Here is a 24977-nt window from a genome sequence, read left to right as displayed (position 1 = left end):
GCGTTCCCGAAGGCTTTCGGCCGATCTATAGGGCGACACGAGCCGCACAGGTATAACTTTTGTTATCGCGGTTGAATTCGCTTCGCCAGCGCCGACGTGCCGCCTATCGCGGGGCCGAGCACTGGGCCGAGCACTGGGCCGAGCACTGGATCGGCAAACGCCCCCTCGATTTCGCGGGCGAACAGCGCCAGCAGCTGGATAACGGCAGAGTGCGCGGCCGTCATGGCGGAGACATCGACCTTGCGCAGGGGATCGTCCTGCAAGGCGGCCAGCAGCGGTTCCGCATCCTCGACCGGGCAAGCGCCGACCAGCCGGATCGTGCCGTTTTCCACGATCACGCTCATGACAGCAGCTCCGGCAGATCGAGCACCAGCAGCACGCCGCCGTCGGCATCCAGCGTCGTGCCGCCGATCGCGGGCATGGCGGCCAGCAGGCCCGAGCGCTCTCGCACGGCAGCATCGATGCGCTCGCCCACGGCATCGACGCGCAGCGCGATCCGCTCGCCCGAAGCTCCCGTCACCACCAGCCGGGCCCAATCGATTGCGGTATCTTCGGCCCCGGTACCTTCGCCTCCGACGTGCTCCAGCCCGTCGGCATGGCCCAGCAGCGTCGCCAGCGACAGCACCGGCACCGTGCGATCGCGGATCACGCAGGCGCGGCCATGGCCCAGTTCCTCGATCGCAGCAGCGTCCACCCGCAGCATCTCGTGGATCTGGTCCATCCGCAGCCCGTATCGCTCGGCGCCCACGCGCACCGTGACGAGGCGGGTCAGGATCGCGTTCAGCGGCAGCCGGATGGCGATATCGGTGCCCCGGCCCGGCGCGCTCTCGATCTCGATGGAGCCCTGCAACCGCTCCACCGCGCGCTGCACCGCGTCCATGCCGACGCCCCGGCCCGATACGCCCGTAACCGACCGGGACGTGGAGAAGCCCGGCGCGAAAATCAGCCGCAGTGCCTGGCGGTCGGCCAGCATGGCGGCCTCCTCCTCGCCGATCAGCCCCTTTTCCACGGCCGTGCGGCGAATCGCGACCGGTTCGATGCCCTTGCCATCGTCGCTGACTTTCACCGCGAGATGATCGCCTCTGCGCTGAAACGACAGGCTGATCGTGCCCGAAGCGGGCTTGCCCGCTGCCACGCGCGCGTCGGCCGCCTCGATCCCATGGTCCACGGCATTGCGCACGAGGTGGAGCAGCGGCTCGAAGATGGCGTCCGCCACCTGCTTGTCCACTTCCACGCCCTCGCCCGAAAGCACGAAGCGCACGTCCTTGCCCAGCGATGCCGCAAGGTCGCGAGCGAGACGCGGCAGCCGCCGCAGCACGGGCTGGAGCGGTACACGGCGGACTTCGGCCACGTTGGACGACAGTCTGTTCAGAGAACCGGCCAGAGCACCCTGCACCCGGCGCAGTTCGGCCGCCAGCACGCGATCGCCAGCCGCCGCGCGCTCCACTGCCGCTTCCAGCGCATTGAGGGCGACGGCCATCTGGCCCACCTCGTCCGCAAGCACGTCCAACCGGGCCGCCGAGACGCGCAACATGCCGCCGCTCTCCCCCGGCTCCACCGGCACCTCCCCGATGTCGCCTGCCGGATCTTTCTCTTCCACTTCGGCCGCGTCCAGGGCGACCACCTCGACCTGGTTCGGCATCATGCGGAAAGCGGCGCGCACCTTCTCCTGCGGCGCGGCGGAAAGGCCGACGATCCGCAGGACGCAGCGAAACGGTTCGAAGTCGTCGATCCCCGGCGTGTCGGGAGGGAATGACAGGTCCAGCGCCAGCAGATCCGGCACGGCGCGGACCACGGCCAGCGGATCTTCGCCCCGGAAGAAGCAATCGGCATCTGGCACATAGCGGAAGGCGGTGGCGGCATGCCCAAAGGACGGCGCCTGCGCCATCATCGCCTCCAGCCACGCCGGACGATGCTCTGCCGCATCGTGCCGGGGAGGCTCTGCACCCGGCTCCCCAGCCCCTCGAACCGGCACGGCGCCCTCGTCCGGCCCATCGAGCACCCCATTGAGCACCAGGCCCAGTCCGGCGGCGCGGGCTTCGGCATCGGCGGGAAGGCTGCCGTCGCGTTCGAGCAGGTCGATCCAACGGTCCACCTGGTCGATCACAGCGACCAGGGCAGCCAGATCCGGCGCGGACAGCGGCGCATCCCCCCCCTGAGCATGATTTCGGCGGGCAAGATCCAGCCGGGTTTCGGCCCGATGCAGCAGACCCTCGGCCGGGGCCATGTCGAACAGGGCGACGGAGCCCTTGAGCGTGTGGACGGCGCGAAACAGGCCGTCCAGAACGTCTCGCCGCTCCGGCTGCCGCGCCAGCGCCGCCAGATCGCCTTGCGCCTGCGCCACCAGATCGCGCCCTTCGATCAGGAACTGTTCGAGCAATTCGTCCATCATGGGCGACGATAGACGATCGCGTCGTCAAGGCGAACGAGATTGAAGCGCTCGTCGATCCGGGTCATCGATTCGCTGTGGCCCAGGCACAGGTAGCCGCCGGGACGAAGCGCCCGGTGCAGGTTGCTTGCCGCCGTCTGCCGACCGGCCTCGTCGAAGTAGATCAGCAGGTTGCGGCACAGGATCACGTCGAATTCGCCTTGCGCCGCCATGGATCGGGCGTCGATCAGGTTGGCGGGGGCGAAGCTCACGGATTCGCGCAAGTCCGCGATCAGCCGATAGTGTGCTCCGGCCCTCTCGAAATAGGCCGAGCGCAACGGCTCGGGCATGCGGGCCACCGCCCGTTCGCCGTAATCGCCGCGCCGGGCCGCAGCCAGCGCGGCGGTGTCTATGTCCGAGCCGACGATCTCGATATTATAGGCATCCACCAGCGGCCAGAATTCCAGCAGCCAGATGGCGATGGAATAGGCCTCTTCCCCGGTGGCGCAGGGCATCGACCAGATGCGGATGCGATCGCCGGGGATGCGGGTGCGCGCCAGGTCCGGCAGGATGGCATTGGCCAGCGCGGCGAACTGGTGCTCCTCGCGAAAGAAGTACGTCTCGTTGATGGTCATCGCGTTGATGAGACTCTGGCGCTCTTCCCCGTCGCCGAGCAGCCGCGCGAAGTAGGCCCGCGTATCGGCCGCGCCGGTGCGGCGCATCCGTTCGGCCAGGCGCCGCTCGATGTAATAGGTCTTGTTCGGGCCGAAGGTCATGCCGGTCCAGCCGCGCAGCAGTTCGCTGACCCTGACGAAGTCGCTTTCGTCCAGCCCCGACGCGGGGGTCAGGTCGGCACCTGCTCCGGTCATGCCTCCTCCTCCGTCGTGCCGCGCGGCTCGACGCCCGCCCAGTCCAGCAATTGCCCGGCGATCCGGTCCACGGGCAGCACCAGATCCGCCCCGCCCTGCGCCACCAGAGCCCCCGGCATGCCCCAAACCACCGAACTTTCGGCATCCTGCGCGATCGTCCGGCCACCTTCCCGCCGCATCCGCGCCATGGCCTGCGCGCCGTCGTTGCCCATCCCCGTCAGCAGCACCCCCACCAGCGCGCGGGCCCCCAGCACTTCGCAGGCCGAATCCACGAGACGGTCGGTGCTGGGATGCCAGTGCAGTTCGGGGCGGGCGGGCGCCGCAAGCACCACCGGCTCGCCGCGGCGCCGCGACAGGATGACATCGGCATCGCCCCGGCCAAGATAGACGCACCCCGGCCGCAACGGCACCGCGCCGGTCACTTCCTCGACCGCTATCGCGCATTGCCGGTCCAGCCGACGCGCGAGCGGCCCGGTAAAGCTGGCCGGCATGTGCTGAGCGATCACGATCGGCCAGGGAAAGTCGGCGGGGAGGGGTTGCAACAGGGCATCGAGCGCAGGCGGTCCGCCGGTGGAAGAGCCCACCACCACGGCCGCTATACCCTGCGCCTTTGGGCCCTGCGCCTTTGCGCCCTGCGCCCGTGGCGCCGTCACCGCCGCCCTTCGCGCGATCCGGCTCTCCGTTCCGGCCCGCCCCATTCCGGCCCGCGCCCTCACCCGCTCCGTCAGTCGCATCACGCGCGGCAGCCGGGCGGAAGCGGCGCCGCGGACCTTTTCCACCAGCGGATCGGCGATCCGGTCCAGTTCCAGCGAGATCGGGCCTTCGGGTTTCGCCACGAAATCCACTGCGCCCAGCGAGAGCGCCTCCAGCGTCTCGTCCGCGCCCTCCTGCGTCAGCGCGGAGACCATGACCACCGGACAGGGCCGCTGCACCATGATCCGGTCGAGGCAGGCCAGCCCGTCCATCTCCGGCATGTGGATGTCCATCGTCACCACGTCGGGCGCGAAGGCGGCAAGCATCGCCAGCGCCTCGTTCCCATCGCGCGCCACGGCGACCTCGAAGCCCCCGTCCTCCGCGAACAGCTGAGACAGCAGTTTGCGCATCAGCGCCGAATCGTCGACGATGAGCAACCTGATCTTCTTCACGGCCGCGCCGCCTTTTCCGCACGGGCCAGCAAGGCGCGCCCGGCCGCATCGATCAGCGTCCACGGCGATACAAGCAGCGCGATCCTTTCCCCTTCCGCGTCGTCGGTCAGGCGGGCGTAGCCCTCGAACGTCGCGTCCGCCGCGCCGCCCGCCTCGGGACGCTCGATCGCATGGGGGGAAAGGTCGATCAAACCATCGATCCGGTCCACCAGAAGCCCCGCAGGATCGCCGCCGTGGCGGGCGAGCACCAAGCGCCGGTCGTTCGCGCCTGCACCACTCGCACGGCTCCCCAGACGCACGGAGAGGTCGATCACCGGCACGGCGGCGCCGTGCAGACTGGCAAGCCCGGCCAGCCATTCGGGCGCATCGGGAACCGCTGCAAGCACCGGCACGCGCGCCACGCCGTCCACGGCCTCGAGCGGCATGGCCAGCCGGTGTTCCCCGGCACGAAACGCCAGCCAGGACTGCCGCTCTCCCGCTTGCGTTTCGCCGTCGGAGAGGGATCGAGCCGGGGCGAGCGTCCGCAGCGCCGTGGTGGTCTCCGCATCGAGCAGATGGTCGGCATCGAGCACGGAAATCAGCCGTTCGCCGCCGCCGGGGCGGCAGATCGCCCGGATCGCCGCTTCCGCATCCTTGCGCAGCAGCACGCCCGGCACGGGTTCCAGCCGATCCGGCGCGACCTGTAGGACATTGCAGACCCGGTCCACCACCAGCCCCACTTTGCCACCACCGATCGGCACGACGACGACCTGCTGGTTCCCCTTTCGGCCCGCATCCTTCAGGCGCGTTTCGAAGCCGAGCAATGCCGCCAGCGAGAACAACGGCAACAGGCTGTCGCGATACTCGATCGCGCCGAGTGCCGACCCTCGGACTCCGGGAACCGCCGCCTGGTCTGCGGGGCGTTTCAGCACGGCCTCCACTTCATTGGCGGGCAGGGCGAACCGCTGTCCTGCAAGCTCCATCGCCAGCAGCGCCACCCGATCGTCGCGCCCCATCTCCTGCTCGCCCGCCTCCTGTACGGCCGCCGACAGATGCGCTGAGGTGGCGGATCGCCGCGCCGGAGCGGGAAACGACGCCGCCAGCAGAGCGTCCAGATCGAGCGTTTCGCCATCGCGAGCCTCCAGGCCCAGCACCGCCTCCACGGCCAGCGCGACCGGCCTTTCGCCATCCAGCAACAGCACCCGCGATGCCGCCGCGCCATCGGCGCCGTCCAGCGCCAGCACCGGCACGATCCGCCCCCGGAAATTGCCCAGCCCAAGCAGGCCCTCCGCACCGAAAGGCACCGGCGTCAGGCGCGGCAGGCTCGCTATTTCGCGCACCCGGTGCGCGGCAAGCGCCCGGCGCAGACCGCCCGCGACGAAGGTCAGCACTCTATCCTCACCTTCGGATTCAGCCGCAAATCGTGCTTCGGCCCGCTCCGTCACAGGCCGGTCAGGCCCCATTTTCGCGCAGGGCGCCGGGGCGCGCGGTATCGAGCGAGGCGGCCAACGCGGCGATGTCCTCGATGGCGGCGGCCAGTTCTTCCGCTGCCTGCGCCTGCTGCCGGGCGGCGACGCTGGCCTGCCGGGCGGCGCCGGCCGAACTTTCGGCAGCCTCTGCAATCTGCTCGGTGCCGCTGCGGATCTCGCGCACGGAAATCAGGATCGACTGCGCCCCATCGAGGATTGCGGCATTGCCGCGCCCGGTTTCGGAAAGATTCTCGGCCATGACGGAGAAACGCTCGATCATCGCCCGGTTCCGCCCGGCCTCTGTTTCTCCCGCCGCGGCAATCTGATCGAGATCGCCGCGCAACAGGGAAAGCTGGTCCTGAATCGCGCGCACCGAATCCTTGACGTCCTGCGCATTGGCCGCCGCCTCGCGCGCCAGTTTGCGGATGTCGCCCGTCACCGTCGAGAAACCAAGACCCGCGCTACCCGCGCGCGTGGCTTCCACCGCCCCGCTCACGGCCAGCATGTTGGTCTGGAGCGCCACCAGGGCAAGGCCGTCGCCGATCTTCTCGATCCGACGTCCGATGTCCCCGATCCGGCCGAGCGCATCGAGCACGCCGCGCGTCTGCTCCACCGCGCCGCTCACGCCCGCCACCAGCGCGGCCACGCGATCGCGCCCCGTATCCGCCGTGGCGATCACCGCCTGGATGCCCTCGCTGGCCTGTTCGGCGCGCGCCTGCGCGGCCGTTGCCGATCGCTCGATCTGGGTCATCGCCGCGCTGGCCTGCACAGTGGCCGCGCCCTGAACCTGCGCTCCGCGAGAGATCTGCTCCACCGCCACCAGGATCTGGCCGGCGGCGCCCGAAAGCTGCTGCACCGTCGCGGACAATTCCTCGGCGGCGGTCGCGATCTGCTCCGCCACTTCGCCGGAATCCGTTTTGCCGGAATCCGTCTTGCCGGCAGGCGCGACGGACGACCGGGCCACCAGTTCCGAAAGCGCCTCGGCCGTCTGCTGGCTCTGGTCCAGCGACACGGCCTGTTGCTCCACCGCCTGCCGCGCCTCGGCGGCAGCGGCGGACTGCTCCTCGGCGGCGGCGGCGATCTGTTCGGCGCCCTTCTCCGCCTCGGTTGCAGCCGTATCCGCCTCTATCGAGGCGAGCGCGATCTGCTCCGCGCCCTCGACGAGCAGCGCCAGCCGCTCACGCGCGGCCTGAAGGTCGCGGATCAGTGCACGCCCCCCATCGGCCTGTTCCGTGGCCAGGGCAGACGACCTTCGGATGCGCGCCGCCGCGTCGCGGACTTCGGAGACGATGCCATCGCCCAAACCGCGGATCTCGGCCGCGTTGCGCTCCGCATCGTCGGCCAGTTCGCGCACTTCGTCGGCGATGATCGCGAAGCCCCGCCCGGCTTCGTCCGCCCGCGCCGCCTCGATCGCCGCGTTGAGCGCCAGCATGCCGGTCTGGTCCGAGAGGTCGGCCACCGTCTCGCCGATGGCGACGATCGTCACGGCGGCCGTCTCCAGCTTCTCCACCAGCGCCACCGAGCCCAGTTGCCGTTCGCCATTGAGCACGATGGCCGAGACCGAAGCCTCGATCTGCGCGGCCGCTTCGGTGAAGCCGGATTGCACCAGTTCGACCTGCCGCTGCGCCGCCGCCGCACGTTCGCGCGATTCCCGGAAATTGCCGCGCAGGCTGGCGATCAGCCCCAGCGATTCCTGCACCGCGCCCGCAGCTTCCTCGGCCGAGCTGGAGATATGGTCGGTGGCCTGCTGAAGTTCGGCGGCGGCACCGGCCGCTTCGGCCAGACCGCTGGCCAGTTCCTGCGTCGCCTGGTCCATGCGCTCCAGCGCGGTGGACGCGCGCCGCCGCGCGCGGGCGGGTGCGGCAGGCGTGTGCGCGGCAGAGCGGGCAGCGATGGGTTCGGCAACCGGGGCGCTCTTGGCGTCGGTCTTGCGGGCGGCGAGCGCCGATTTCTTGACTAGGGACATGGAAGACCTCGGAGCGGATGAGCCGGTCGTGACCCTGCGGGCATATGCGCAAACCGGGGGCGCCAGCAAGCGTCGTCGCATACCCGGCGCGGAACGCCCCCGGAACGCCAGAGCCCCCCGCCGCGTTCGCCCCGAATATCCCGCAAGCAGGAGAGGCCGCGATGACGAAGCAGTTCCGCAAGGGCGACAAGGTGGAATGGGACACCAGCCAGGGTACCACCCACGGCACCGTCGAAAAGAAGCAAACCTCGGAAACGCACATCAAGAGCCACAAGGTCGCGGCTTCCAAGGACAACCCGCAATACATCGTCAAGAGCGCAAAGTCGGGGAAGAAGGCTGCGCACAAGCCAGAGGAGCTGCGACACAAAAACTAACCGGGAGCAATTTCCGGCGGAGAGGCGTTGTCCCCCGCAGGAGAAGGAGCCGATAGATGTCCGCCCCCACGAATATCATGACCGCCGCCCGCCGCGAGATCCTGACCCGGCCGGTCCTCTCGCTCGTCCAGTCGGCCCTGCCCGCGCTCTCGGCCACCGAGAACGAGGCGATCGACGCCGGCAATACCTGGTGGGACGCCGCGCTGTTCACCGGCAATCCGGATTGGGAGCAATTGCTGGCCATGCCGCCCGCCACGCTCACCGACGACGAACGCGCCTTTCTGGAAGGCCCGGTCGACATCCTCTGCGCCATGATCGACGACTGGCGCATGACCTCGGAAACCCGCGACCTGCCGCCGGAAGCCTGGGATTACCTGAAGCGCGAGAAGTTCTTCGGCATCATCATCCCCACGGAGTACGGCGGCCTCGGCTTCTCGAACTTCGCCCATAGCGAGATCGTGCGCAAGATCGCCACGCGCTCGGTCTCGGCGGCGGTGACGGCGATGGTGCCCAACTCGCTCGGGCCGGGCGAACTGATCCTGCGCTTCGGCACCGAGGCGCAGCAGCAGCACTGGCTGCCGCGCCTGGCCGACGGCCGCGAAGTCCCGGCCTTCGGGCTCACCAGCCCCGAGGCCGGCTCGGACGCCGCCGCGATGACCGACGAGGGCGTGGTATGCCGGGGCGAATGGAACGGCGAGGAGGTGCTGGGCATCCGCCTCAACTGGCACAAGCGCTACATCACCCTCGGCCCGGTGGCGACGATCCTGGGCCTTGCCTTCAAGCTGCGCGACCCCGAGCGCCTGCTGGGCGGCCAGGAGGACATCGGCATCACCGTGGCGCTGGTGCCCACCGACCTTCCCGGCGTCACCATCGGCCGCCGCCACATCCCCTCGATGCAGAGCTTCCAGAACGGCCCGAACGAAGGGCATGACGTATTCGTCCCGCTCGACAACGTGATCGGCGGGCCCGAGCGGGTCGGTCAGGGCTGGAAGATGCTGATGAGCGCGCTCGCGGCCGGGCGCGGCATCTCGCTGCCCTCGCTCTCGGCGGCGGCGGGGGCCTTCGCGGCCCATACCACCGGCGCCTATGCCCGCGTCCGTTCGCAGTTCAACCTGCCGATCGGCAAGTTCGAGGGCATTCAGGAACGCCTCGCCCGGATCGCCGCCAATGCCTATCTACTGGACGGCGCAAGGCGGCTGACTTGCGCGGGGCTGGACCAGGGCAACCATCCGGCGGTCGTCTCCTCGATCCTCAAGCTCCACGCCACCGAGCGGATGCGCGTGGTCATCAACGATGCCATGGACGTCCACGGCGGCAAGGCCATCATCGAAGGGCCGCGCAATTATCTGGGCAGCCAGTATCGCGCGATTCCGGTGGGCATCACCGTGGAGGGCGCCAATATCCTCACCCGCAGCCTGATGGTGTTCGGACAGGGCGCGATTCGATCGCATCCCTACCTGCTGGAGGAAATCCGCGCGGTGGGCGATGCCAATCGCGGGCGGGCGCTGGCCAATTTCGACCAGGTGCTGTGGAAGCATGTCGGCCACGCGCTGAAGACGGCGATACGCGCCTTCGTGCGCAATTGGAGCGGCGGCGCCTTCGCCCCCGCGCCCCGCGCCGGAAAGGCCACGCGCTACTATCGCCAGATGAGCCGCTACGCCGCCGCCTTCGCCTTCGTATCCGACATATCGTTCCTCACGCTGGGCGGCGAACTCAAGCGGCGCGAACTGCTTTCCGGCCGGCTGGGCGACGTGCTGTCCGAACTCTATCTCCTGTCCGGCGCGCTCAAGCGCTGGGAAGACGAAGGGCGGCAGGAAGACGACCTGCCACTGCTGGCCTGGTGCATGGAAAGCGGCTTCGCCACCATCGAGCAACGCTTTGCCGAGATCATCGCCAACTTCCCGGCGCGCCCGGTAGGCTGGATGCTGCGCCTGTTCATCCAGCCTTTCGGACGCGGCCGCAACGGCCCGTCCGACCGCACCATCCGCCAATGCGCGGAAATCCTGATGGAACCCTGCCCCGCGCGCGAGCGACTGATCGACAACGTCTATATCGGCGGCGCCGACGAGGCGGTGGGCCGATTGACCGAAGCGTTCCGCCAGACCGTCGCCACCCAGCCCGTCCACGATCGCCTGCGCAAGGCGCGTGTCCGGGATCTCGACAAGGCGCGTGAGCAAGGATTGATCAGCGAGGAGGAACTGGCCAGCCTGCGCGCCGCCGACGCCGCCGTGGCCGAAGTAATCGCGGTGGACGACTTCGCGGCGGAGGAACTGGACCTTTCCGGACGGAACGGCACGGGTACAGCCGCGACCGCCCCTCGCATCGCCGAGCCCGCCGAATGAGCCGCCCGGTCTACATCGTCGATGGTGCCCGCACGCCATTCCTGAAAGTGCGCGGCGGCCCCGGCCCCTTCACCCCGGTCGATCTTGCCGTGCAGTGCGGCAGGCCGCTGCTGCTGCGCCAGCCGTTCGCGCCAACGGACTTCGACCAGGTGATCCTGGGCTGCGTCAACGTCATCGCGGACGAGGCGAACCCTGCCCGCGTCGCCGCGCTGCGCCTGGGTTGCGGCACGCAGACCACGGCCTTCACCGTGCAGATCAACTGCGGTTCCGGCATGCAGGCGATGGACACCGCCTACCGTTATATCGCGGACGGCGGCAGCGACCTGATCCTGGCGGGCGGGGCGGAGGCGCTGAGCCATGCCCCGCTGGTGCTCCGGCAGGACGCGGTGGAATGGCTGGCGGAAATGCAGGGCAACAAGTCCGGCCCCCTCGGCGCCCTCAAGGCGGCGAGTCACTTCAGGCCCGAATTCCTGAAGCCGATCGTCGGGCTGGAACGGGGGCTGACCGATCCGATCACCGATCTCGGCATGGGCCAGACCGCCGAAGTGCTCGCCCACCTCTTTTCGATCTCGCGCGAGGCGGCGGATCGCTATGCCGTCGAAAGCCACAAGCGGCTGGCCAGGGCCGAAGCCGAAGGCTGGCTGAAGGGCGAACTGGAACCCGCCTTCGCCCGCGACGGCACGGTCCACGACCATGACGACGGCGTGCGACCCGACAGCGACGTCGCCAAGCTGGCCAAGCTCAAGCCCGTGTTCGAGCGGCCCTACGGCAAGGTGACGGCGGGCAACAGCTCGCAGATCACCGACGGGGCCTGCTGGACCATCCTTGCCTCTGAAGCGGCGGTGGAGCGGCATGGCCTGAGGCCGCGCGCGCGCATCGTCGACAGCCAGTGGTCGGCGCTCGATCCCTCGATCATGGGCCTTGGTCCGGTCCTGGCCTCCACCGAACTGCTCAAGCGCCATGATCTGGCGCTCGACGCGATCGACCTCTGGGAACTGAACGAGGCTTTCGCCGCGCAAGTGCTGGCCTGCCTCGCGGCCTGGCAGGACGAGGGTTTCTGCCGAGAAGTACTGGGGCTGGACAATGCCGCGGGCACGATCGATCCCACGCGGATCAACGTCGATGGCGGGGCGATCTCGCTCGGCCATCCGGTGGGCGCCAGCGGCGCCCGCATCGCGCTCCATCTGGTGCAGGCCATGGAGCGGCTCGGCAGCCGCCGGGGCATCGCCACCGAATGCATCGGCGGCGGCCAGGGCGGCGCGATGCTGATCGAACGCGCATGAAGGAGGCCAAGATGAACGATCCCGCATGGACCTATCTGGCCGCCCGCGACCTGACGCTCGGCCCCGTTTCCACGCCGGAGCCATCCGAAGACTTCACCCATTGGCGCTTTGCGCGGGACGATGCAGGCGTGGCCTGGGCCGTGCTCGACCAGCAGGGCAGCGGCACCAATACCCTCTCCCAGGCCGTGCTGGAGGAATTCGCGCGCATTCTCGACCGGATCGAGCAGCGCGCGCCGAAAGCGCTGGTCATCCGCTCTGCCAAGCGGGACGGCTTCCTGGCGGGTGCGGATATCTCGGAATTTCGCGGCGTGACCGACGAAGCCGCGATCCGCGAAAGGATCGCGGCGGCCCATGCCGTGGTGGACCGGCTGGAGGCGCTTACCATCCCCACCATCGCGGTCATGCATGGCTATGCCATGGGCGGCGGGCTGGAGATCGCCCTTGCCTGCACCCAGCGCATCGCCGTGGAAGGCACCCGCTTCGGCTTTCCCGAAGTGCAGATCGGCCTTCATCCCGGCCTTGGCGGCACCGCGCGCTTCACCCATCTCTGCGACCCGATCGAGGCCATGAGCGCAATGCTCACCGGCAAGTCGATCCATGACCGGCAGGCGAAACGCATGGGCCTTGTCGATGCGGTGGTTCCAGAGCGCCATGTCGAAGCGGCCATTGCGGCGGCCGTGAACGGCGATCTGGAGCAGGCGCGGCAAGGGCTGGTCGGCAGGATCAAGGACAGCGCGCCCGCCCGCCGCCTTGCCGCGCGGCAGATGCGCGTGCAGGCCGAAGGCCGCGCGCCTTCGCGGCACTATCCCGCCCCCTATGCCCTGATCGACCTCTGGGAAGAGCATGGCGGCGACATGGCGGCGATGAAGCAGGCGGAGATCGCCTCCTTCGCGCGGCTCATGCAGACGGACACCGCCCAGAACCTGATCCGCGTGTTCTTCCTGCGCCAGAAGCTGAAGGAACTGGCCGGGAAAGACGCCGGGATTTCACAAGTCCACGTCATCGGCGCGGGCGCCATGGGCGGGGACATCGCGGCGTGGTGCGCGTGGAAGGGCCTGCGCACCAGCCTGTCGGACGTAAAGGCGGACGTGATCGGCAAGGCCGTGGGCCGCGCCGCCGCGCTCTACGAGAAGATCGCCCATGGCGACCGGCTGAAGATCCGCGACGCGCTGGACCGGCTCATCCCCGATCCCGAGGGCCAGGGCGTGACCAGCGCCGACCTGATCATCGAAGCCGCGCCGGAAAAGGCGGATCTCAAGCGCAAGCTCTATGCCGATGCCGAACCGCGCATGAAGCAAGGCGCGATCCTGGCCACCAACACCTCGTCGATCCCGCTGGCCGAACTGCGCGAAGGGCTGCGGCGGCCCGAGCGGCTGGTCGGTATCCACTTCTTCAATCCGGTCTCGCGGCTCGATCTGGTCGAAGTGGTCAGCCATGACGGCACCGATGCGGATGTCGCCGCGCAGGCGCGCGCTTTCGTGGGCCGGATCGGCAAGCTGCCCGTCCCCGCGAAGAGCGCGCCGGGCTTCATCGTCAACCGGGTGCTCACGCCCTACCTGACCGAAGCCCTGACCCTGATGGACGAGGGCCTTGCGCCCGAAGTCATCGACAAGGCGGCAACCGATTTCGGCATGCCGGTCGGTCCGCTCGAACTGGCCGACCAGGTGGGCCTCGACATCGGACTGGCCGTTGCCGAGATGCTGAAGCGCGAACTCGGCTGGCCGCTGCCCGATGCGCCGCAATGGCTGAAGGACAAGGTCGAGGCAGGCGAACTCGGCAAGAAGACCGGCAAGGGCATCTATGTCTGGCGCGACGGCAAGCCCGTGAAAGCGCACCCGAAAAAGGATGCCGATGCGCCCGATCCCGCTCTGGCCGACCGCCTGGTACTGCCGATGGTCAACACCGCCGTCGCCGTGCTGCGCGAAGGCGTGAACGACGATCCGGACGCGATCGATGCCGCCATGATCTTCGGCACCGGCTTCGCGCCGTTCCGGGGCGGCCCCCTGCACTACGCCCGCGAGCGCGGCGTGGACGCGGTGGTGGCGGCACTTTCCGAACTTGCCCGCCAGCATGGCGCGCGGTTCGAGCCGGACGCGGGGTGGGACACGCTGAAGTGACGGCACACCTCACCGATCCGGAAGAGGTCGCGGACCGGATCATTGCCGCTACCGATGGCCGGATCGTGCTGGGCCTGCCGCTGGGGCTGGGCAAGTCGCCCCATGTCGCCAATGCCCTGTTCGAGCGCGCGCGGCGGGATCCGGCGATCCGGCTGCGGATATTCACCGCGCTCACGCTGGAGCCGCCCGCCCTCCATTCCGACCTCGAACGCCGCTTCCTGGAGCCGGTGTTCGAACGCACCATGGGCGGCTATCCCGAATTCGCCTATGCCGCCGCCCAGCGCGCAAGCGAACTGCCGCCCAACGTCGAGGTCAACGAGTTCTTCTTCCAGGCGGGCTCTCGCCTTGGCACGCCCGAGGCACAGCGCAGCTACATCTCGGCCAACTATACCCATGCCGTGCGCTATCTCCTCGACCAGGGCGTGAACGTGATCGCCCAGATCGTGGCGCGGCGGGGCGATCGCTTCAGCCTGAGCTGCAACAGCGACATGACGCTGGATCTCCTGCGTGAGCGGGAGGCAGGCAAGGCCGACTTCCTGCTGATCGGCCAGGTGAACGACGAGCTGCCGTTCATGACCGGTCCGGCTGACCTCAGCGCGGATGCCTTCGCGATGATGCTCGACAGCGCGGAGACCCGCTTTCCCCTGTTCGGCCCGCCCAAGCAGCCCGTCAGCCCCGCGCAGCACGCGATCGGCGTCCATGTCGCCTCGCTGGTGCGCGACGGCGGCTCGCTTCAGATCGGCATCGGCGAGATCGGCGATGCCGTGGCGCATGCACTGATCTTGCGCCAGCAGCGCCCCGATCGTTTCCGCGCCGCCATCGAGGGCTTGCTGGTGGCCGGGCAGGTCCGTCCCCCGGTGGAAAGGAGCGCGTTCGACGCCGGGCTCTATGCGCCCACCGAAATGCTGGTGGACGGCTTCGTGGCGCTGATCCGGGAAGGAATCGTCAAGCGCGAAGTCGAGGGCGCGGTGCTTCACGGCGGCTTCTTCGTCGGCCCGCGCGCCTTTTATGCCGCGCTGCGCGACATGGACGAAGCCACCCGAGGGCGCATCCACATGCGCGAAATCTCCTACGTCAACGCGCTCTACGGCGACGAGCAGGCCAAGCGTGCGGCGCGCGTCGACGCCCGCTTCGTCAACAGCGCGATGATGGTGACCCTGCTGGGCGCCACCATTTCCGATGCCCTGGAGGACGGCCGCGTGGTCAGCGGGGTGGGCGGCCAATACAACTTCGTGGCCCAGGCGCTGGAGCTGGAAGGCGCGCGCTCGATCATCACCCTGCCCGCCACCCGCCTGCACGAAGGGACGCTGCGATCGAACATCGTCTGGCGCTATGGCCACGAGACGATCCCGCGCCACCTTCGCGACGTGGTGGTCACCGAATACGGCGTGGCGGACTTGCGCGGCATGAGCGACGAACGCGTCGTCCAGCGCCTGATCGCCATTGCCGACAGCCGCTTCCAGCACGAACTGCTCGATAGCGCGCGGGCGGCCGGAAAGATCGGTCCCGACTGGCGCATCCCGCCCGAGTGGGAAAACAATCTGCCCGAGCGGATCGGCAAGACCCTGCCACGCGCGGACTTCCCGGCCTATCCGTTCGGAACCGACTTCACCCCGGTGGAACAGCGGCTGCTGCCTGCCCTGCAATACCTGGCAGAAAGCGCCGGCAGCCCCGGAACGCTCGTCTCCCTGGCCGCGCGCGGCCTCGCCGCCGTGCCAACGGCGGCGGAAGAGGAGGCCCTGTCCCGCATGGGACTCGCGACGCCTGAGGGCCTGCGCGACAGGACTTACCGAAGGCTCGTGCTCGGCGCGCTGCGCGAGACTGATTAGCGTGGTTTTGTGGTAGCTTGCAGTTCCGGGAAGCACTCGCGCGCGAGGGTCTTCCACATCGGTTCCACCGCGTTCTGCCAGTCTCCGAAGCCATAGAGGACCAGCGTTCCGTCATGGCGGGCTTCGAACGACATCAGCGCCGTGGTGGGCGTATCGCCCTGCTTCTTGAGCCGGAAATCCACCTTGCGACCGGCGTCGGTCGAAAGGTTCTCGCTGACACCCACGTTATCGAACTCCGTCTCCACGCAGGCCGCCACCTCGCCGATGGGGCGATCCGAGTGCGCCTTGATGGACGAGGACACCGTAGGGGTAGCGGCGGCAAGCAGAACGGCGGCAAGAAACATGGCGCGTTGATACCACGGGTGAACAGATAGCCCAAGCGCTGGAGCTTCCGCCCCGCTCGCTCAGGGCGCTTCCGTCAGCCGTCGTTGCCGAAGAAGTGGTCGATCACGTCGCGCGCCAGGCGGGCCGGCCTGAGAGTGGCGGCGTCCAGGCAGCACCAGCTGGACTTCACTTCCGCCAGCACTTCCTCGCCCCGCTTGATGACGGTTTCGTAGAAGGCGCGGGCGCCCTGCACTTTTTCCAGAAGCACGGTGGCGATCACGTCATCGCCCAGGAACGTGGGCTTGCGATAGGTGATCTCGTGCTTGAGCGCGACCCAGAGATGCTGGCCCACCACTTCGGACGGCGCGATGGCGCGCCAGTGATCCAGAACGGCGTCCTGCACCCATTTCAGGTAGCTGGCATTGTTGACATGCCCCATGAAGTCGATGTCGGCAGCATCGACGCCGATGCGGAAGTCGTGGGGAATCGCGGTGCTCACGGAGGATACTCTAGCAGAATTGCGGGAAACGCAGCAGACAAATCTCTTCGGCCCTGCCTAGCCCTGCTTTATGGCGGCATTGCGACAGGCGCCGGGCTCGGACGGAGGGGCGCGGCCGGGCAGGCCGCGCCCTTCATATATGCCGCTCGGACGGTCCTAGAGCGACTTCGCCATGTTGAGATGGGCGGTGACGGTTGGAATCAGCTCCTTGGCGAAGGCTTGGAGCGGCGCAGAATCGCCGTTCGCGGCATAGTCCTTCAGCTTGTCGAGCGTCATCTGGTGCCCATCCACTTGTGCCGAGGCATAGGCCTTGTCGAAATCGGCGCCCGTCAGGTTCTTCAGGGCATCCAGCTTCTGCTGTTGCGCTTCGCTGAGACCGGCGTCAGGCGTGATCGTGGGCGAGAGCTTGTCGGTCACGCCCTTCAGCTTCGCCGTGGACTGGGTGTGCGCATCGATCATCTTTTCTGCGAAGCGCTTCACGTCCGGAGACTGCGCCTTGGCTATGGCGAGCTTGGACGTCTCGATCTCGAAGGCATCGCTGGCGGCGGCGGCGTTGGCGAAGACCTGGGCCGGGCTCTGGGTTGCGGTGGCCAACGTGCCGTCCGTGCCCGGATAGGCGCCGGGCATCACCCCGGTTGCGGGGGCCGTCGCGGTGTCGGTGGTGGCGGGAGCTTCCTTCTTGCAGGCCGACAGTGCCAGCGCTGCGACGGAGACGGCGAGTAGTACCCGGTGCTTCATGGTGAAATCCTCTTCCTCACTATGCACAAGCGTGAACCAACTTATGCGCCGCGCGTTCCCGGACAGACTGCTCCCGATCGCCCGGATCGCGGAGCGTCCCCTCCTGTCAGGAGCATGACTATGGGAATCCTCGGAAATATCTTCGACAAGGTGTTCCATCGCAACAAGGCGAAAGCGGCACCCGCACCGGCGCCATCCCCCGCCGCCCCAGCCGCTACCACGCCTACTCCCGCAGCCGCTGCCCCGGCGCCGCAACCGGCGGCCGAACCCGTGGACGTGGGCGCGGTGCTGGAGGAAATGGCGTCGATGAAGGCGGACCACGGCGGCAACTACAAAAGCTCCATCGTCGATCTGCTCAAGCTGCTCGACCTCGATTCCAGCCTCGCCGCGCGCAAGGAACTGGCGGACGAACTGGGCGTCCACGCGGCAGAGCACGGTTCGGCGGAACAGAACATCGCCCTCCATCGCGCCGTGATGGACAGTCTTGCGAAGAACGGCGGCATCGTCCCTGACAGCCTGCGCCAGTAACGGCCGTTGGCAGGGCCGGCGACCCTGGCGCCTCGCGCCGGTCGCCGGCCCGCTTCGTTTCAGGCCTTATCCGTTCCTCATCATTCCGCGTCTTTCGCCCGCGCCTCTCGGACATCGCGCAGGGCCTCGGTTTGGTCCTCCTCGCCCTTGACAACGAGGTCCGGGCGGCCGGTGAGTTCGCCCACCAGCCGCTTGGCATAGCCTTTCATGACCTGGGCAGCGCCCTTCACTTCGCGTGTCTTGTCGCTCATCTCGGGTTCCTTCTTCGTGCCACGGCATGCCAACGCCCCGCAGGCAGGATTGGTTCATCACCCGGCCGTCGATCCGCACAGTCTCGGGAACGCATCGGGCGGCCGGCGCCTTCTAAAGGCGAAGGAGAAGGATCATGGCCGAATACGAACCCGAAGATTCGCGCAACGTCACCGGAACCGCCTCCACGCCGGATGGGCGCTGGACCAACACGCAGGGAAAGCCCCCCAGGGGCGTGCCGGATGAAAACCCCGCCCGCGCCAGGGAAGCCGAGCTTCATCCCGACAAGGAGGACGAGCGCCTGAACCCCGGCGCCGATACCGCTGCGACCGGCGGCGTGGGCGGCGCGCGACCTGCGCCCGATCGCTGAGCGGGTAAACAGCAACCATTTGTAACGCGGCAAACCGTCGAATGTCGTGAACCGCCCCGTCCCTGATGCGTTGCTTGCGGACGTGTCAGGGGAAACGGGCATTTTGCGAAAATACATTGCCGTCTGGACGCTGGCGCTGGCCGGTTGCAACGCGCATCAATCCGCGCTGGCGCCCTTCGGCCTGGAAGCGCGTTCCACGCTGGGCCTGACCATCGTGCTGGCAATCGGCGGCCTGGCGATCGCGCTGGGCGTCGCGGCCATCTATGTCGTCGCCGCCCGCGCGCCCGAAGGCAGGCTGAGCCACGCAGGCGGCATGCGCCTCGTGCTCTGGCTCGGCGCGATTTTTCCCACCGTGGTGCTAACCGGGCTGCTGATCTGGGCGCTTCCTGCGATGCGCCCGCTGCCAGCCGATAAAGGTGACTTGCGCATCCATGTGGAGGGCGAGCAGTTCTGGTGGCGCGTGCGCTACGAGGACGGCGGGGAGCCCCTTCTATCCGCCAACGAGGTGCGTCTGCCGGTCGGCCGCACCGTGGTGTTCGAACTCACCGCCAGGGACGTGGTGCACAGCTTCTGGATCCCCGGCCTGGCGGGCAAGATGGACATGATCCCCGGCCGTACCAACCGTCTGGTGGTCAAGGCAGAGAAGCCCGGCACCTATCGCGGCGTCTGCGCGGAATTCTGCGGGCTGAGCCACGCGCTGATGGCCTTCGACGTGATCGCCATGGAGCCCGCCGCCTTCGACCGTTGGCTTGCCGCGTCCCGCACGCCGCCCACCCGCACAGGCGCCCCCGGCGCCGCGCTTTTCGCGCGCGAGGGCTGCGCAAGCTGCCACACCGTTGGCGGTGCTTCCGCTGATATCGGCCCGGATCTCACCCGCTACGGCGAACGCCTGACGCTAGGCGCGGGCATCCTCGCGCCGACGGTGGCGAACACCGCCGCCTTCATCCGCGACCCCCATCGCTTCAAGCCCGGCGCGCGAATGCCCGCCTATGCGCATCTGTCGCGGGAAGAGGCGCTCGCGCTGGCCCGCTGGCTGAAACAACCCGCTCCGGAGGAGGGCCGATGAGCCTGCACGACCAGGACGATCCCGCCTTGCGCGCCGCGCAGGAGCAACGCCTGCGCGCGGTCTGGGCACCGCCCAAGGGCCTGTTCCTGCGCTGGAGCGATACCAACAACAACCGGGTCGGCCAGTGGTACGTGCTGACCGCCTTCGCCTTCATGCTCTTCGCGGGCGTGCTGGCGCTGATCATGCGCACCCAGCTGGCGGTGCCGGACAACGACCTGGTCGGCCCCGGCACCTTCAACCAGCTGTTCACCCTGCACGGCTCGGTGATGATGTTCCTGTTCGCGGTGCCGATGTTCGAGGCAGTCTCGATCATCCTGCTGCCGCAACTGCTGGGCGCGCGCGACCTGCCGTTCCCGCGCCTTTCCGCCTTCGGCTATTGGTCGTTCCTGATCGGCGGCGTGTTCGTATCCGGATCGATCTTCTTCGACGCCGCGCCGGACGGGGGCTGGTTCATGTATCCGCCGCTGACCACGCGCACGGACCTGTCGGGCCTGGGCGCGGACATCTGGATGCTCGGGCTCTCGTTCATCGAGGTGTCTTCGGTGGCCGCCGCCGTCGAACTGATCGTGGGCGTGCTCAAGTGCCGCCCGCCGGGGATGCGGCTCAACCTGATGCCGCTCTACGCCTGGTACATCCTGGTGGTGGCGGTGATGATCCTGTTCGCCTTCCCCCCGCTGATCGCCGGAGACGTGCTGTTCGAGATGGAGCGCCTGCTGGACTGGCCCTTCTTCGACGCATCGCGCGGTGGCGATCCGCTGTTGTGGCAGCACCTGTTCTGGATCTTCGGCCATCCCGAGGTCTACATCGTCTTCCTGCCCTCGATCGCGTTGTTCGCGATGCTGGTGCCCACGTTCGCGCGGCGCCACCTGCTGGGCTATCCGTGGATCGTGCTGGCGGCGGTGGGGACGGCGTTCCTCTCGTTCGGGCTCTGGGTCCACCACATGTTCGCCACCGGCCTGCCGAAGATCAGCCTCGGCTTCTTCTCGGCCGCGTCGGAGGCGGTGGCGATCCCCACGGCGGTGCAGATCTTCGTCTTCATCGTCACGCTCTGGGCGGGCCGCGTGGTCTGGTCCACGCCGCTGCTCTATGCCACGGGAAGCCTGGCGATCTTTGTGATCGGCGGGCTGACGGGCGTGATGGTGGCGCTCGCACCGTTCGACTGGCAGGCGCATGACACCTACTTCGTCGTCGCCCACCTGCACTACGTGCTGATCGGCGGCACGCTGATGCCGCTGTTCGCCGGGCTCTACTATTACTGGCCGCTGGTCACCGGCAAGAAACTGTCCGACCGGCTTGGCCGCATCGCCTTCTGGCTGGTCTTCGTCGGCGCCAACTTGTGCTTCTTCCCCATGCACCTGTCGGGGCTGGAAGGCATGCCGCGCCGGGTCTTCACCTATCCGGCGGATCTCGGCCTGGGCGGGCTGAACATGGCCTCCACGATCGGTTCCTTCATCATCGCCGCCGGCGTGGCGGTGATCGTGCTGGACCTCGCCCGTTCGCCCTGGCGCCAGCGCGCCCCGCGCAATCCATGGGGCGCCGGCACGCTGGAATGGCTCGCCCACCCGGAGGACGAAGACTGGGGCATCCGCTCGATCCCCCTGATCGAAAGCCGCTATCCGATCTGGGACCAGGAAGACTTCGTGGCCAAGGTGGACGAAGGCCGCTACTTCCTGCCCGATGCCGAGGAAGGGCGGCGCGAGACGATCATCACCTCGGTGCTCGATGCCCGGCCCGTTTCCGTCATCCGCCTCGGCACGCCGAGCTGGAAACCGATGCTGACGGCGCTGGCGCTGGGCGGGGTGTTCATCCTGACGACCTATCACCTTTACTGGCTGGCGCTGGTCTGCGGCGTGGCGACGCTGGGCATGGTGCTCTGGTGGCTCTGGACGGGCACGGCGGAAATTCCGGAGAAGCCCTGCAAGCCGATCGGCCACGGCATGGAACTGCCGCTCTACATTTCGGGCAGGGCCTCGCCGGGGTGGTGGGCGATGTTCATCACCATGATGGCGGATGCCACCGCGTTTTCCGGGCTGGTGTTCGGCTACTTCTTCTTCTGGACCCGGCACGAGGCCTTCCCACCGCCCGAGATGGCCACCGCGCCCGGCGTCGCCTGGCCGCTGGTGGCGCTGGCCCTCGGCGTCGCAGGGTGGCTCGCCACCGTCGCAGCGCGCGAAATCCATGCGAGAGGCGGCGTGGCCGTGGCCCGGCTGCTCCTGCTGCTCGGCCTCGCGGCGAGCCTCGCGGGCGTCCCGGCGGGCCTCGCCGGCCCATGGCTCTCGGGCATGGACCCGACTGCGCACAGCTATCCGGCGATCGTCTGGACCCTGGCGATCTGGACGTGCGTCCACGCCGCCGTCGCCGCGATCATGCAGGCCTATGTGCTGGCTCGCAGTCTTGCCGGGCGGATGACGCCCCATCACGACGCCGATATCCGCAACGTCACGGTCTACATGCACTTCTTCGCGCTGACCGCCGTGGTCGCCTATGCCACCATCGGCCTGTTCCCGGAGGTGGCATGAGCGACGAGAAGCGCAAGTGGCACGAACGGCTGCAAGTCACGCTCTGGACGCTGATCGTGCCGCCCACGGTCTGGGCGGGCCATTTCCTGTTTTCGTACCTTTGGGCGGCGGTGTCCTGCGCCAAGGCGGGCTTCTTCGCGGAGTTTCCCACGCTCTTCGTGGCGGGGACCGTGCTGGCGCTGGCGGCCATCGCCCTCTCGGGCTGGATCGCCCACCGCCAGGCCGGCACGCCCGGCGATGAGCCGCCGCACGAGCAGGGCACCGATATAGACCGCCTGCGCTTCCTGGCGAAGTCCACGCTGTTGCTGGCGGGCCTCAGCTTCGTGGGCGTGCTGTTTACCGCGCTGCCGGTGGTTTTCATCGGGGATTGCCGGTGAAACAGGCCGCGCTCCTTGTCGCCCTCGTGCTGCTGCCGCTGGGCTGGGCCGTCTCCTCGATGGGCATGACCGGCCACATGACCGGCCACATGATCGCCGTTGCGGTGGCAGCGCCGCTGCTGGCGTTCGCGCTGGCGGGAACGCCGTGGGATCCCGCCAGACGCTGGCCTCGACGGGTGACGCCCATGGCGATGATGCTGGTGGAACTGGTCGCCGTCTGGTCCTGGCACCTGCCCGCGCTGCGCCGCGCGGCGAACGAAGTGCTGGCGCTCGCCGCCGCCGAGCACGCCACGTTCCTCGCCGCCGGGCTGCTGCTCTGGAGCGCCGTGATCCATACCCCGCACCGCGCGGCCGGGATCGGCGCGCTGCTGCTCACCTCGATGCATATGACCCTGCTTGGCGTATTGATCGGCCTCGCGCCCCGCCCGCTCTATGACATCGCCCACGGCATGGGAGGCCACCACCACGCCGCTCCCTTCGGCCTCGACGCCCTTGCCGACCAGCAGCTCGGCGGCGTGGTGATGCTGGTGATCGGCGGGGCCAGCTACCTGCTCGGCGGACTCGCCCTGCTCGCCGGACTGCTGAAAACCGAGCCGGATACCGCGACATGACGATTAGACTGACCTGGAAGCGGCTCCTCCTGGGCCTGCTCGCCATCCCCCTTCTGGGCCTGGGCTTTGCCTGGTCGGGGCTGTTCCCGATCGCGGCGTCGTCCGGCCACTGGGCGATTACCGACTGGTTCCTGCACTGGACCATGCAGAACTCGGCGCGGACCTATAGCAGCTTCCAGACCCCGGAAACGGTGCGGGACGACCGCGCCCTGATCAGCGCCGCCGGGCACTTCGACCAGGCCTGCAAGGTCTGCCACGGAGCGCCGGGCGTGCCCCGTTCGCCGGTCATGCAGGCCGCCAGCCCGCCAGCGCCCGATCTGGCCGAAACGGTCGGCGAATACAGCGACCGCGAGCTGTTCTGGATCGTGCGCCACGGGGTGAAATACACCGGCATGCCCGCCTGGCCCACCGGCGACCGTCCCGACGAGGTGCGCCGCATGGTCGGCTTCCTGCGCCAGTTGCCGGGCATGAGCGCCGCGCGATATCGCGCGCTCGTCGCCCCCGCGCCGCATGGTCCGGCAGGTCTGGCCCGCTGCACCGGCTGCCACGGCGCCGACGGCCTCGGTCGCGGACAGGGCGACATCCCGGTGCTGGCCGGGCAGCAGGAGGGCTACCTGCTCACCTCCCTGCGCGATTTCGCTTCCGGCAAGCGTCACGGCGCGGTGATGCAGGCCGCCGTCAGCGACATGACCGAAGCGGAGATGCGCGAAGCCGCCCGATACTTCGCCGGGCAACCGGGCCTGAGCAGCAGGCCCCTGCCCGAAAGTCACCCGATCCTCGCACGCGGCCTGCCGGAACGGCAGCTTCCCGCCTGCCGCGATTGCCACGCCCCCGGCAAGAGCGCCCCGCGCCTCGCCGGCCAGCGGGCCGACTACCTCGCCGCCCGCCTCCGGGCCTGGCGCGGTGAAGAGACCACGATCGACGCCCACAAGCCCCGCGACCCCATGGCCGTCATCGCCCGCCGCATCCCCGAACCGGAGATCGACACCATCGCCGAAGCCCTCGCAGGCCAGCCCTAGAGCAGTTTCCGATCCGACTGGGCGTGCAGCCGACGGGACATGTGCGGCGTTGCCCACTAGGAAGGGCGGAGGAAGGTCCATGAAAGGCATGCACGACATGGCAGACGATGCGCGCGGCGATCGGGACCGCATCCTGGATTTCTGGTTTCGCGAACTCACCCCGCAGGATTGGTTCGCCGCGGGAACGCGGCTCGACCCTATCGTGCGTGACCGTTTCGGCGCGCTTCACGCCCAGGCCCTGCGTGGCGAGCTGGATCATTGGGCCGAGGCGCCGCTGGGCCGCCTGGCGCTGATCATCGTGCTCGACCAGCTTTCCCGCCATATCCACCGCGACACCGCCCAAGCCTTCGCCGGAGATCCTCGGGCGCAGGAACTCGCGATGACCGGCATTGCCGCGCGGATGGACGAGAGCCTCAGCTTTGCGCAGCGCCAGTTCTTCTACATGCCGCTGATGCATGCCGAAGACCCCGCCATCCAGGCCGTGAGCGTGGAGCGCTTCCGGTCCCTGCGGGACTTCGCCGAGGATTTATTGGGCTATGCCACCGGCCATGCCGAAGAAATCGAGCGCTTCGGCCGCTTCCCCGGCCGCAACGCGGCGCTTTCGCGCAAATCGACCCCCGCAGAAACCGAGCACATCGACAACCTCCGGGACAGCCCCCGGTCCTGACATCAGTTCCTCAACATGCTCCAGTCGTCATCGCCGCCCTTGTCGCGCAGGACGTCGAGCGCGGTCTGGACGTGGATCGCGGCCAGATCCTGCCCACAACAATCGAGGCGGCCGACGGCCTCCTGGAGCAAGGCGGCGATACTGCGCAGTTCGAGAACGAGCTGCTCCTGATTGGTGAGTGCCATACGAAACCGTCGCTCCCCCTGGTCCCTGATGCAAAGCTAAGCGACGAAAGGCTGCGATCCAAGTAGAATCGCGAGGGACCGTAT

The 24977-nt window shown here is 68.5% G+C and carries 24 protein-coding genes; 13 read left to right on the top strand and 11 right to left on the bottom strand.

Annotated features, from left to right (window positions below; translation table 11 throughout):
• Positions 1 to 62: 62 nt before the first annotated feature.
• The 6 genes from RT424_RS08350 to RT424_RS08325 all read right to left on the bottom strand — a co-directional run bounded on the left by RT424_RS08350 (position 63) and on the right by RT424_RS08325 (position 7796).
• Positions 63 to 344, bottom strand: a complete 282-nt coding sequence (locus RT424_RS08350) for a hypothetical protein (RefSeq protein ID WP_313436239.1) — start codon at positions 342 to 344, stop codon at positions 63 to 65.
• The gene (locus tag RT424_RS08345) at positions 341 to 2389 is read right to left on the bottom strand and encodes a chemotaxis protein CheA (RefSeq protein ID WP_313436236.1); all 2049 of its coding nucleotides are present in this window, start codon (positions 2387 to 2389) and stop codon (positions 341 to 343) included. The genes RT424_RS08350 and RT424_RS08345 overlap by 4 nt, the downstream gene beginning before the upstream one ends.
• On the bottom strand, positions 2389 to 3237 hold the full coding sequence (locus tag RT424_RS08340) for a protein-glutamate O-methyltransferase CheR (protein WP_313436233.1): 849 nt from the start codon (positions 3235 to 3237) through the stop codon (positions 2389 to 2391). The genes RT424_RS08345 and RT424_RS08340 overlap by 1 nt, the downstream gene beginning before the upstream one ends.
• A complete protein-coding gene (locus RT424_RS08335; RefSeq protein WP_313436231.1) occupies positions 3234 to 4382 on the bottom strand; it encodes a chemotaxis response regulator protein-glutamate methylesterase in 1149 nt (382 codons plus the stop codon). The genes RT424_RS08340 and RT424_RS08335 overlap by 4 nt, the downstream gene beginning before the upstream one ends.
• Positions 4379 to 5752 carry a chemotaxis protein CheW gene (locus tag RT424_RS08330; RefSeq protein WP_313436228.1) on the bottom strand — a complete coding sequence of 458 codons (1374 nt, stop codon included), beginning with the start codon at positions 5750 to 5752 and terminating at the stop codon, positions 4379 to 4381. The genes RT424_RS08335 and RT424_RS08330 overlap by 4 nt, the downstream gene beginning before the upstream one ends.
• Positions 5753 to 5813: 61 nt before the next feature.
• Entirely contained in the window at positions 5814 to 7796 is a 1983-nt protein-coding gene (locus tag RT424_RS08325; protein WP_313436225.1) for a methyl-accepting chemotaxis protein, read from the bottom strand.
• A gap of 161 nt (positions 7797 to 7957) precedes the next feature.
• On the opposite strand from RT424_RS08325, the gene RT424_RS08320 reads away from it, so the two are divergent.
• The 5 genes from RT424_RS08320 to RT424_RS08300 are packed head-to-tail and all read left to right on the top strand — an operon-like array spanning position 7958 to position 15741.
• The gene (locus RT424_RS08320; protein ID WP_313436223.1) at positions 7958 to 8170 is read left to right on the top strand and encodes a DUF2945 domain-containing protein; all 213 of its coding nucleotides are present in this window, start codon (positions 7958 to 7960) and stop codon (positions 8168 to 8170) included.
• A gap of 56 nt (positions 8171 to 8226) precedes the next feature.
• Positions 8227 to 10512, top strand: coding sequence for an acyl-CoA dehydrogenase (locus RT424_RS08315; RefSeq protein ID WP_313436220.1), 2286 nt, complete (start codon positions 8227 to 8229; stop codon positions 10510 to 10512).
• Positions 10509 to 11795 carry an acetyl-CoA C-acetyltransferase gene (locus tag RT424_RS08310; protein WP_313436217.1) on the top strand — a complete coding sequence of 429 codons (1287 nt, stop codon included), beginning with the start codon at positions 10509 to 10511 and terminating at the stop codon, positions 11793 to 11795. The genes RT424_RS08315 and RT424_RS08310 overlap by 4 nt, the downstream gene beginning before the upstream one ends.
• 11 nt (positions 11796 to 11806) lie before the next feature.
• Positions 11807 to 13912 (top strand): 3-hydroxyacyl-CoA dehydrogenase NAD-binding domain-containing protein, encoded by a 2106-nt coding sequence (locus RT424_RS08305; RefSeq protein ID WP_313436215.1) that lies wholly within the window; start codon positions 11807 to 11809, stop codon positions 13910 to 13912.
• A complete protein-coding gene (locus RT424_RS08300; protein ID WP_313436212.1) occupies positions 13909 to 15741 on the top strand; it encodes an acetyl-CoA hydrolase/transferase C-terminal domain-containing protein in 1833 nt (610 codons plus the stop codon). The genes RT424_RS08305 and RT424_RS08300 overlap by 4 nt, the downstream gene beginning before the upstream one ends.
• On the opposite strand, the gene RT424_RS08295 is transcribed toward RT424_RS08300, so the two are convergent.
• The 3 genes from RT424_RS08295 to RT424_RS08285 all read right to left on the bottom strand — a co-directional run bounded on the left by RT424_RS08295 (position 15738) and on the right by RT424_RS08285 (position 17302).
• Entirely contained in the window at positions 15738 to 16085 is a 348-nt protein-coding gene (locus tag RT424_RS08295) for a hypothetical protein (RefSeq protein WP_313436210.1), read from the bottom strand. The two genes, RT424_RS08300 and RT424_RS08295, sit on opposite strands and share 4 nt — an antisense overlap.
• 74 nt (positions 16086 to 16159) lie before the next feature.
• Entirely contained in the window at positions 16160 to 16564 is a 405-nt protein-coding gene (locus tag RT424_RS08290; RefSeq protein ID WP_313436207.1) for a thioesterase family protein, read from the bottom strand.
• Between the two features lie 156 nt (positions 16565 to 16720).
• Positions 16721 to 17302 (bottom strand): DUF4142 domain-containing protein, encoded by a 582-nt coding sequence (locus RT424_RS08285; RefSeq protein ID WP_313436205.1) that lies wholly within the window; start codon positions 17300 to 17302, stop codon positions 16721 to 16723.
• A 120-nt stretch (positions 17303 to 17422) separates the two neighbouring features.
• Here RT424_RS08285 and RT424_RS08280 point away from each other — a divergent pair, with 120 nt between their 5' ends.
• Positions 17423 to 17830 (top strand): DUF3597 family protein, encoded by a 408-nt coding sequence (locus RT424_RS08280; protein WP_313436202.1) that lies wholly within the window; start codon positions 17423 to 17425, stop codon positions 17828 to 17830.
• 80 nt (positions 17831 to 17910) lie between these two features.
• Here RT424_RS08280 and RT424_RS08275 read toward each other — a convergent pair whose 3' ends face one another.
• On the bottom strand, positions 17911 to 18081 hold the full coding sequence (locus tag RT424_RS08275) for a hypothetical protein (RefSeq protein ID WP_313436200.1): 171 nt from the start codon (positions 18079 to 18081) through the stop codon (positions 17911 to 17913).
• 134 nt (positions 18082 to 18215) lie between these two features.
• On the opposite strand from RT424_RS08275, the gene RT424_RS08270 reads away from it, so the two are divergent.
• The 7 genes from RT424_RS08270 to RT424_RS08240 all read left to right on the top strand — a co-directional run bounded on the left by RT424_RS08270 (position 18216) and on the right by RT424_RS08240 (position 24708).
• Positions 18216 to 18449 carry a hypothetical protein gene (locus tag RT424_RS08270; RefSeq protein ID WP_313436197.1) on the top strand — a complete coding sequence of 78 codons (234 nt, stop codon included), beginning with the start codon at positions 18216 to 18218 and terminating at the stop codon, positions 18447 to 18449.
• 103 nt (positions 18450 to 18552) lie between these two features.
• The gene (coxB, locus tag RT424_RS08265; RefSeq protein ID WP_313436194.1) at positions 18553 to 19515 is read left to right on the top strand and encodes a cytochrome c oxidase subunit II; all 963 of its coding nucleotides are present in this window, start codon (positions 18553 to 18555) and stop codon (positions 19513 to 19515) included.
• On the top strand, positions 19512 to 22034 hold the full coding sequence (ctaD, locus tag RT424_RS08260; RefSeq protein WP_313436192.1) for a cytochrome c oxidase subunit I: 2523 nt from the start codon (positions 19512 to 19514) through the stop codon (positions 22032 to 22034). The genes coxB and ctaD overlap by 4 nt, the downstream gene beginning before the upstream one ends.
• Positions 22031 to 22411, top strand: coding sequence for a hypothetical protein (locus RT424_RS08255; protein WP_313436190.1), 381 nt, complete (start codon positions 22031 to 22033; stop codon positions 22409 to 22411). The genes ctaD and RT424_RS08255 overlap by 4 nt, the downstream gene beginning before the upstream one ends.
• Entirely contained in the window at positions 22408 to 23022 is a 615-nt protein-coding gene (locus RT424_RS08250) for a cytochrome c oxidase assembly protein (RefSeq protein WP_313436187.1), read from the top strand. The genes RT424_RS08255 and RT424_RS08250 overlap by 4 nt, the downstream gene beginning before the upstream one ends.
• Positions 23019 to 24041, top strand: a complete 1023-nt coding sequence (locus RT424_RS08245) for a c-type cytochrome (protein ID WP_313436184.1) — start codon at positions 23019 to 23021, stop codon at positions 24039 to 24041. The genes RT424_RS08250 and RT424_RS08245 overlap by 4 nt, the downstream gene beginning before the upstream one ends.
• A 79-nt stretch (positions 24042 to 24120) precedes the next feature.
• A complete protein-coding gene (locus RT424_RS08240; protein WP_313436181.1) occupies positions 24121 to 24708 on the top strand; it encodes a DUF924 family protein in 588 nt (195 codons plus the stop codon).
• Between the two features lie 2 nt (positions 24709 to 24710).
• Here RT424_RS08240 and RT424_RS08235 read toward each other — a convergent pair whose 3' ends face one another.
• On the bottom strand, positions 24711 to 24893 hold the full coding sequence (locus tag RT424_RS08235; RefSeq protein ID WP_313436179.1) for a hypothetical protein: 183 nt from the start codon (positions 24891 to 24893) through the stop codon (positions 24711 to 24713).
• Between the last annotated feature and the right edge of the window lie 84 nt (positions 24894 to 24977).

Origin of the sequence: Novosphingobium sp., from assembly GCF_032093395.1 — a bacterium.
Classification (GTDB): domain Bacteria; phylum Pseudomonadota; class Alphaproteobacteria; order Sphingomonadales; family Sphingomonadaceae; genus Novosphingobium.
Note: the sequence above shows the minus strand (reverse complement) of the source record. Positions and strands in the feature narration are given on the sequence as shown.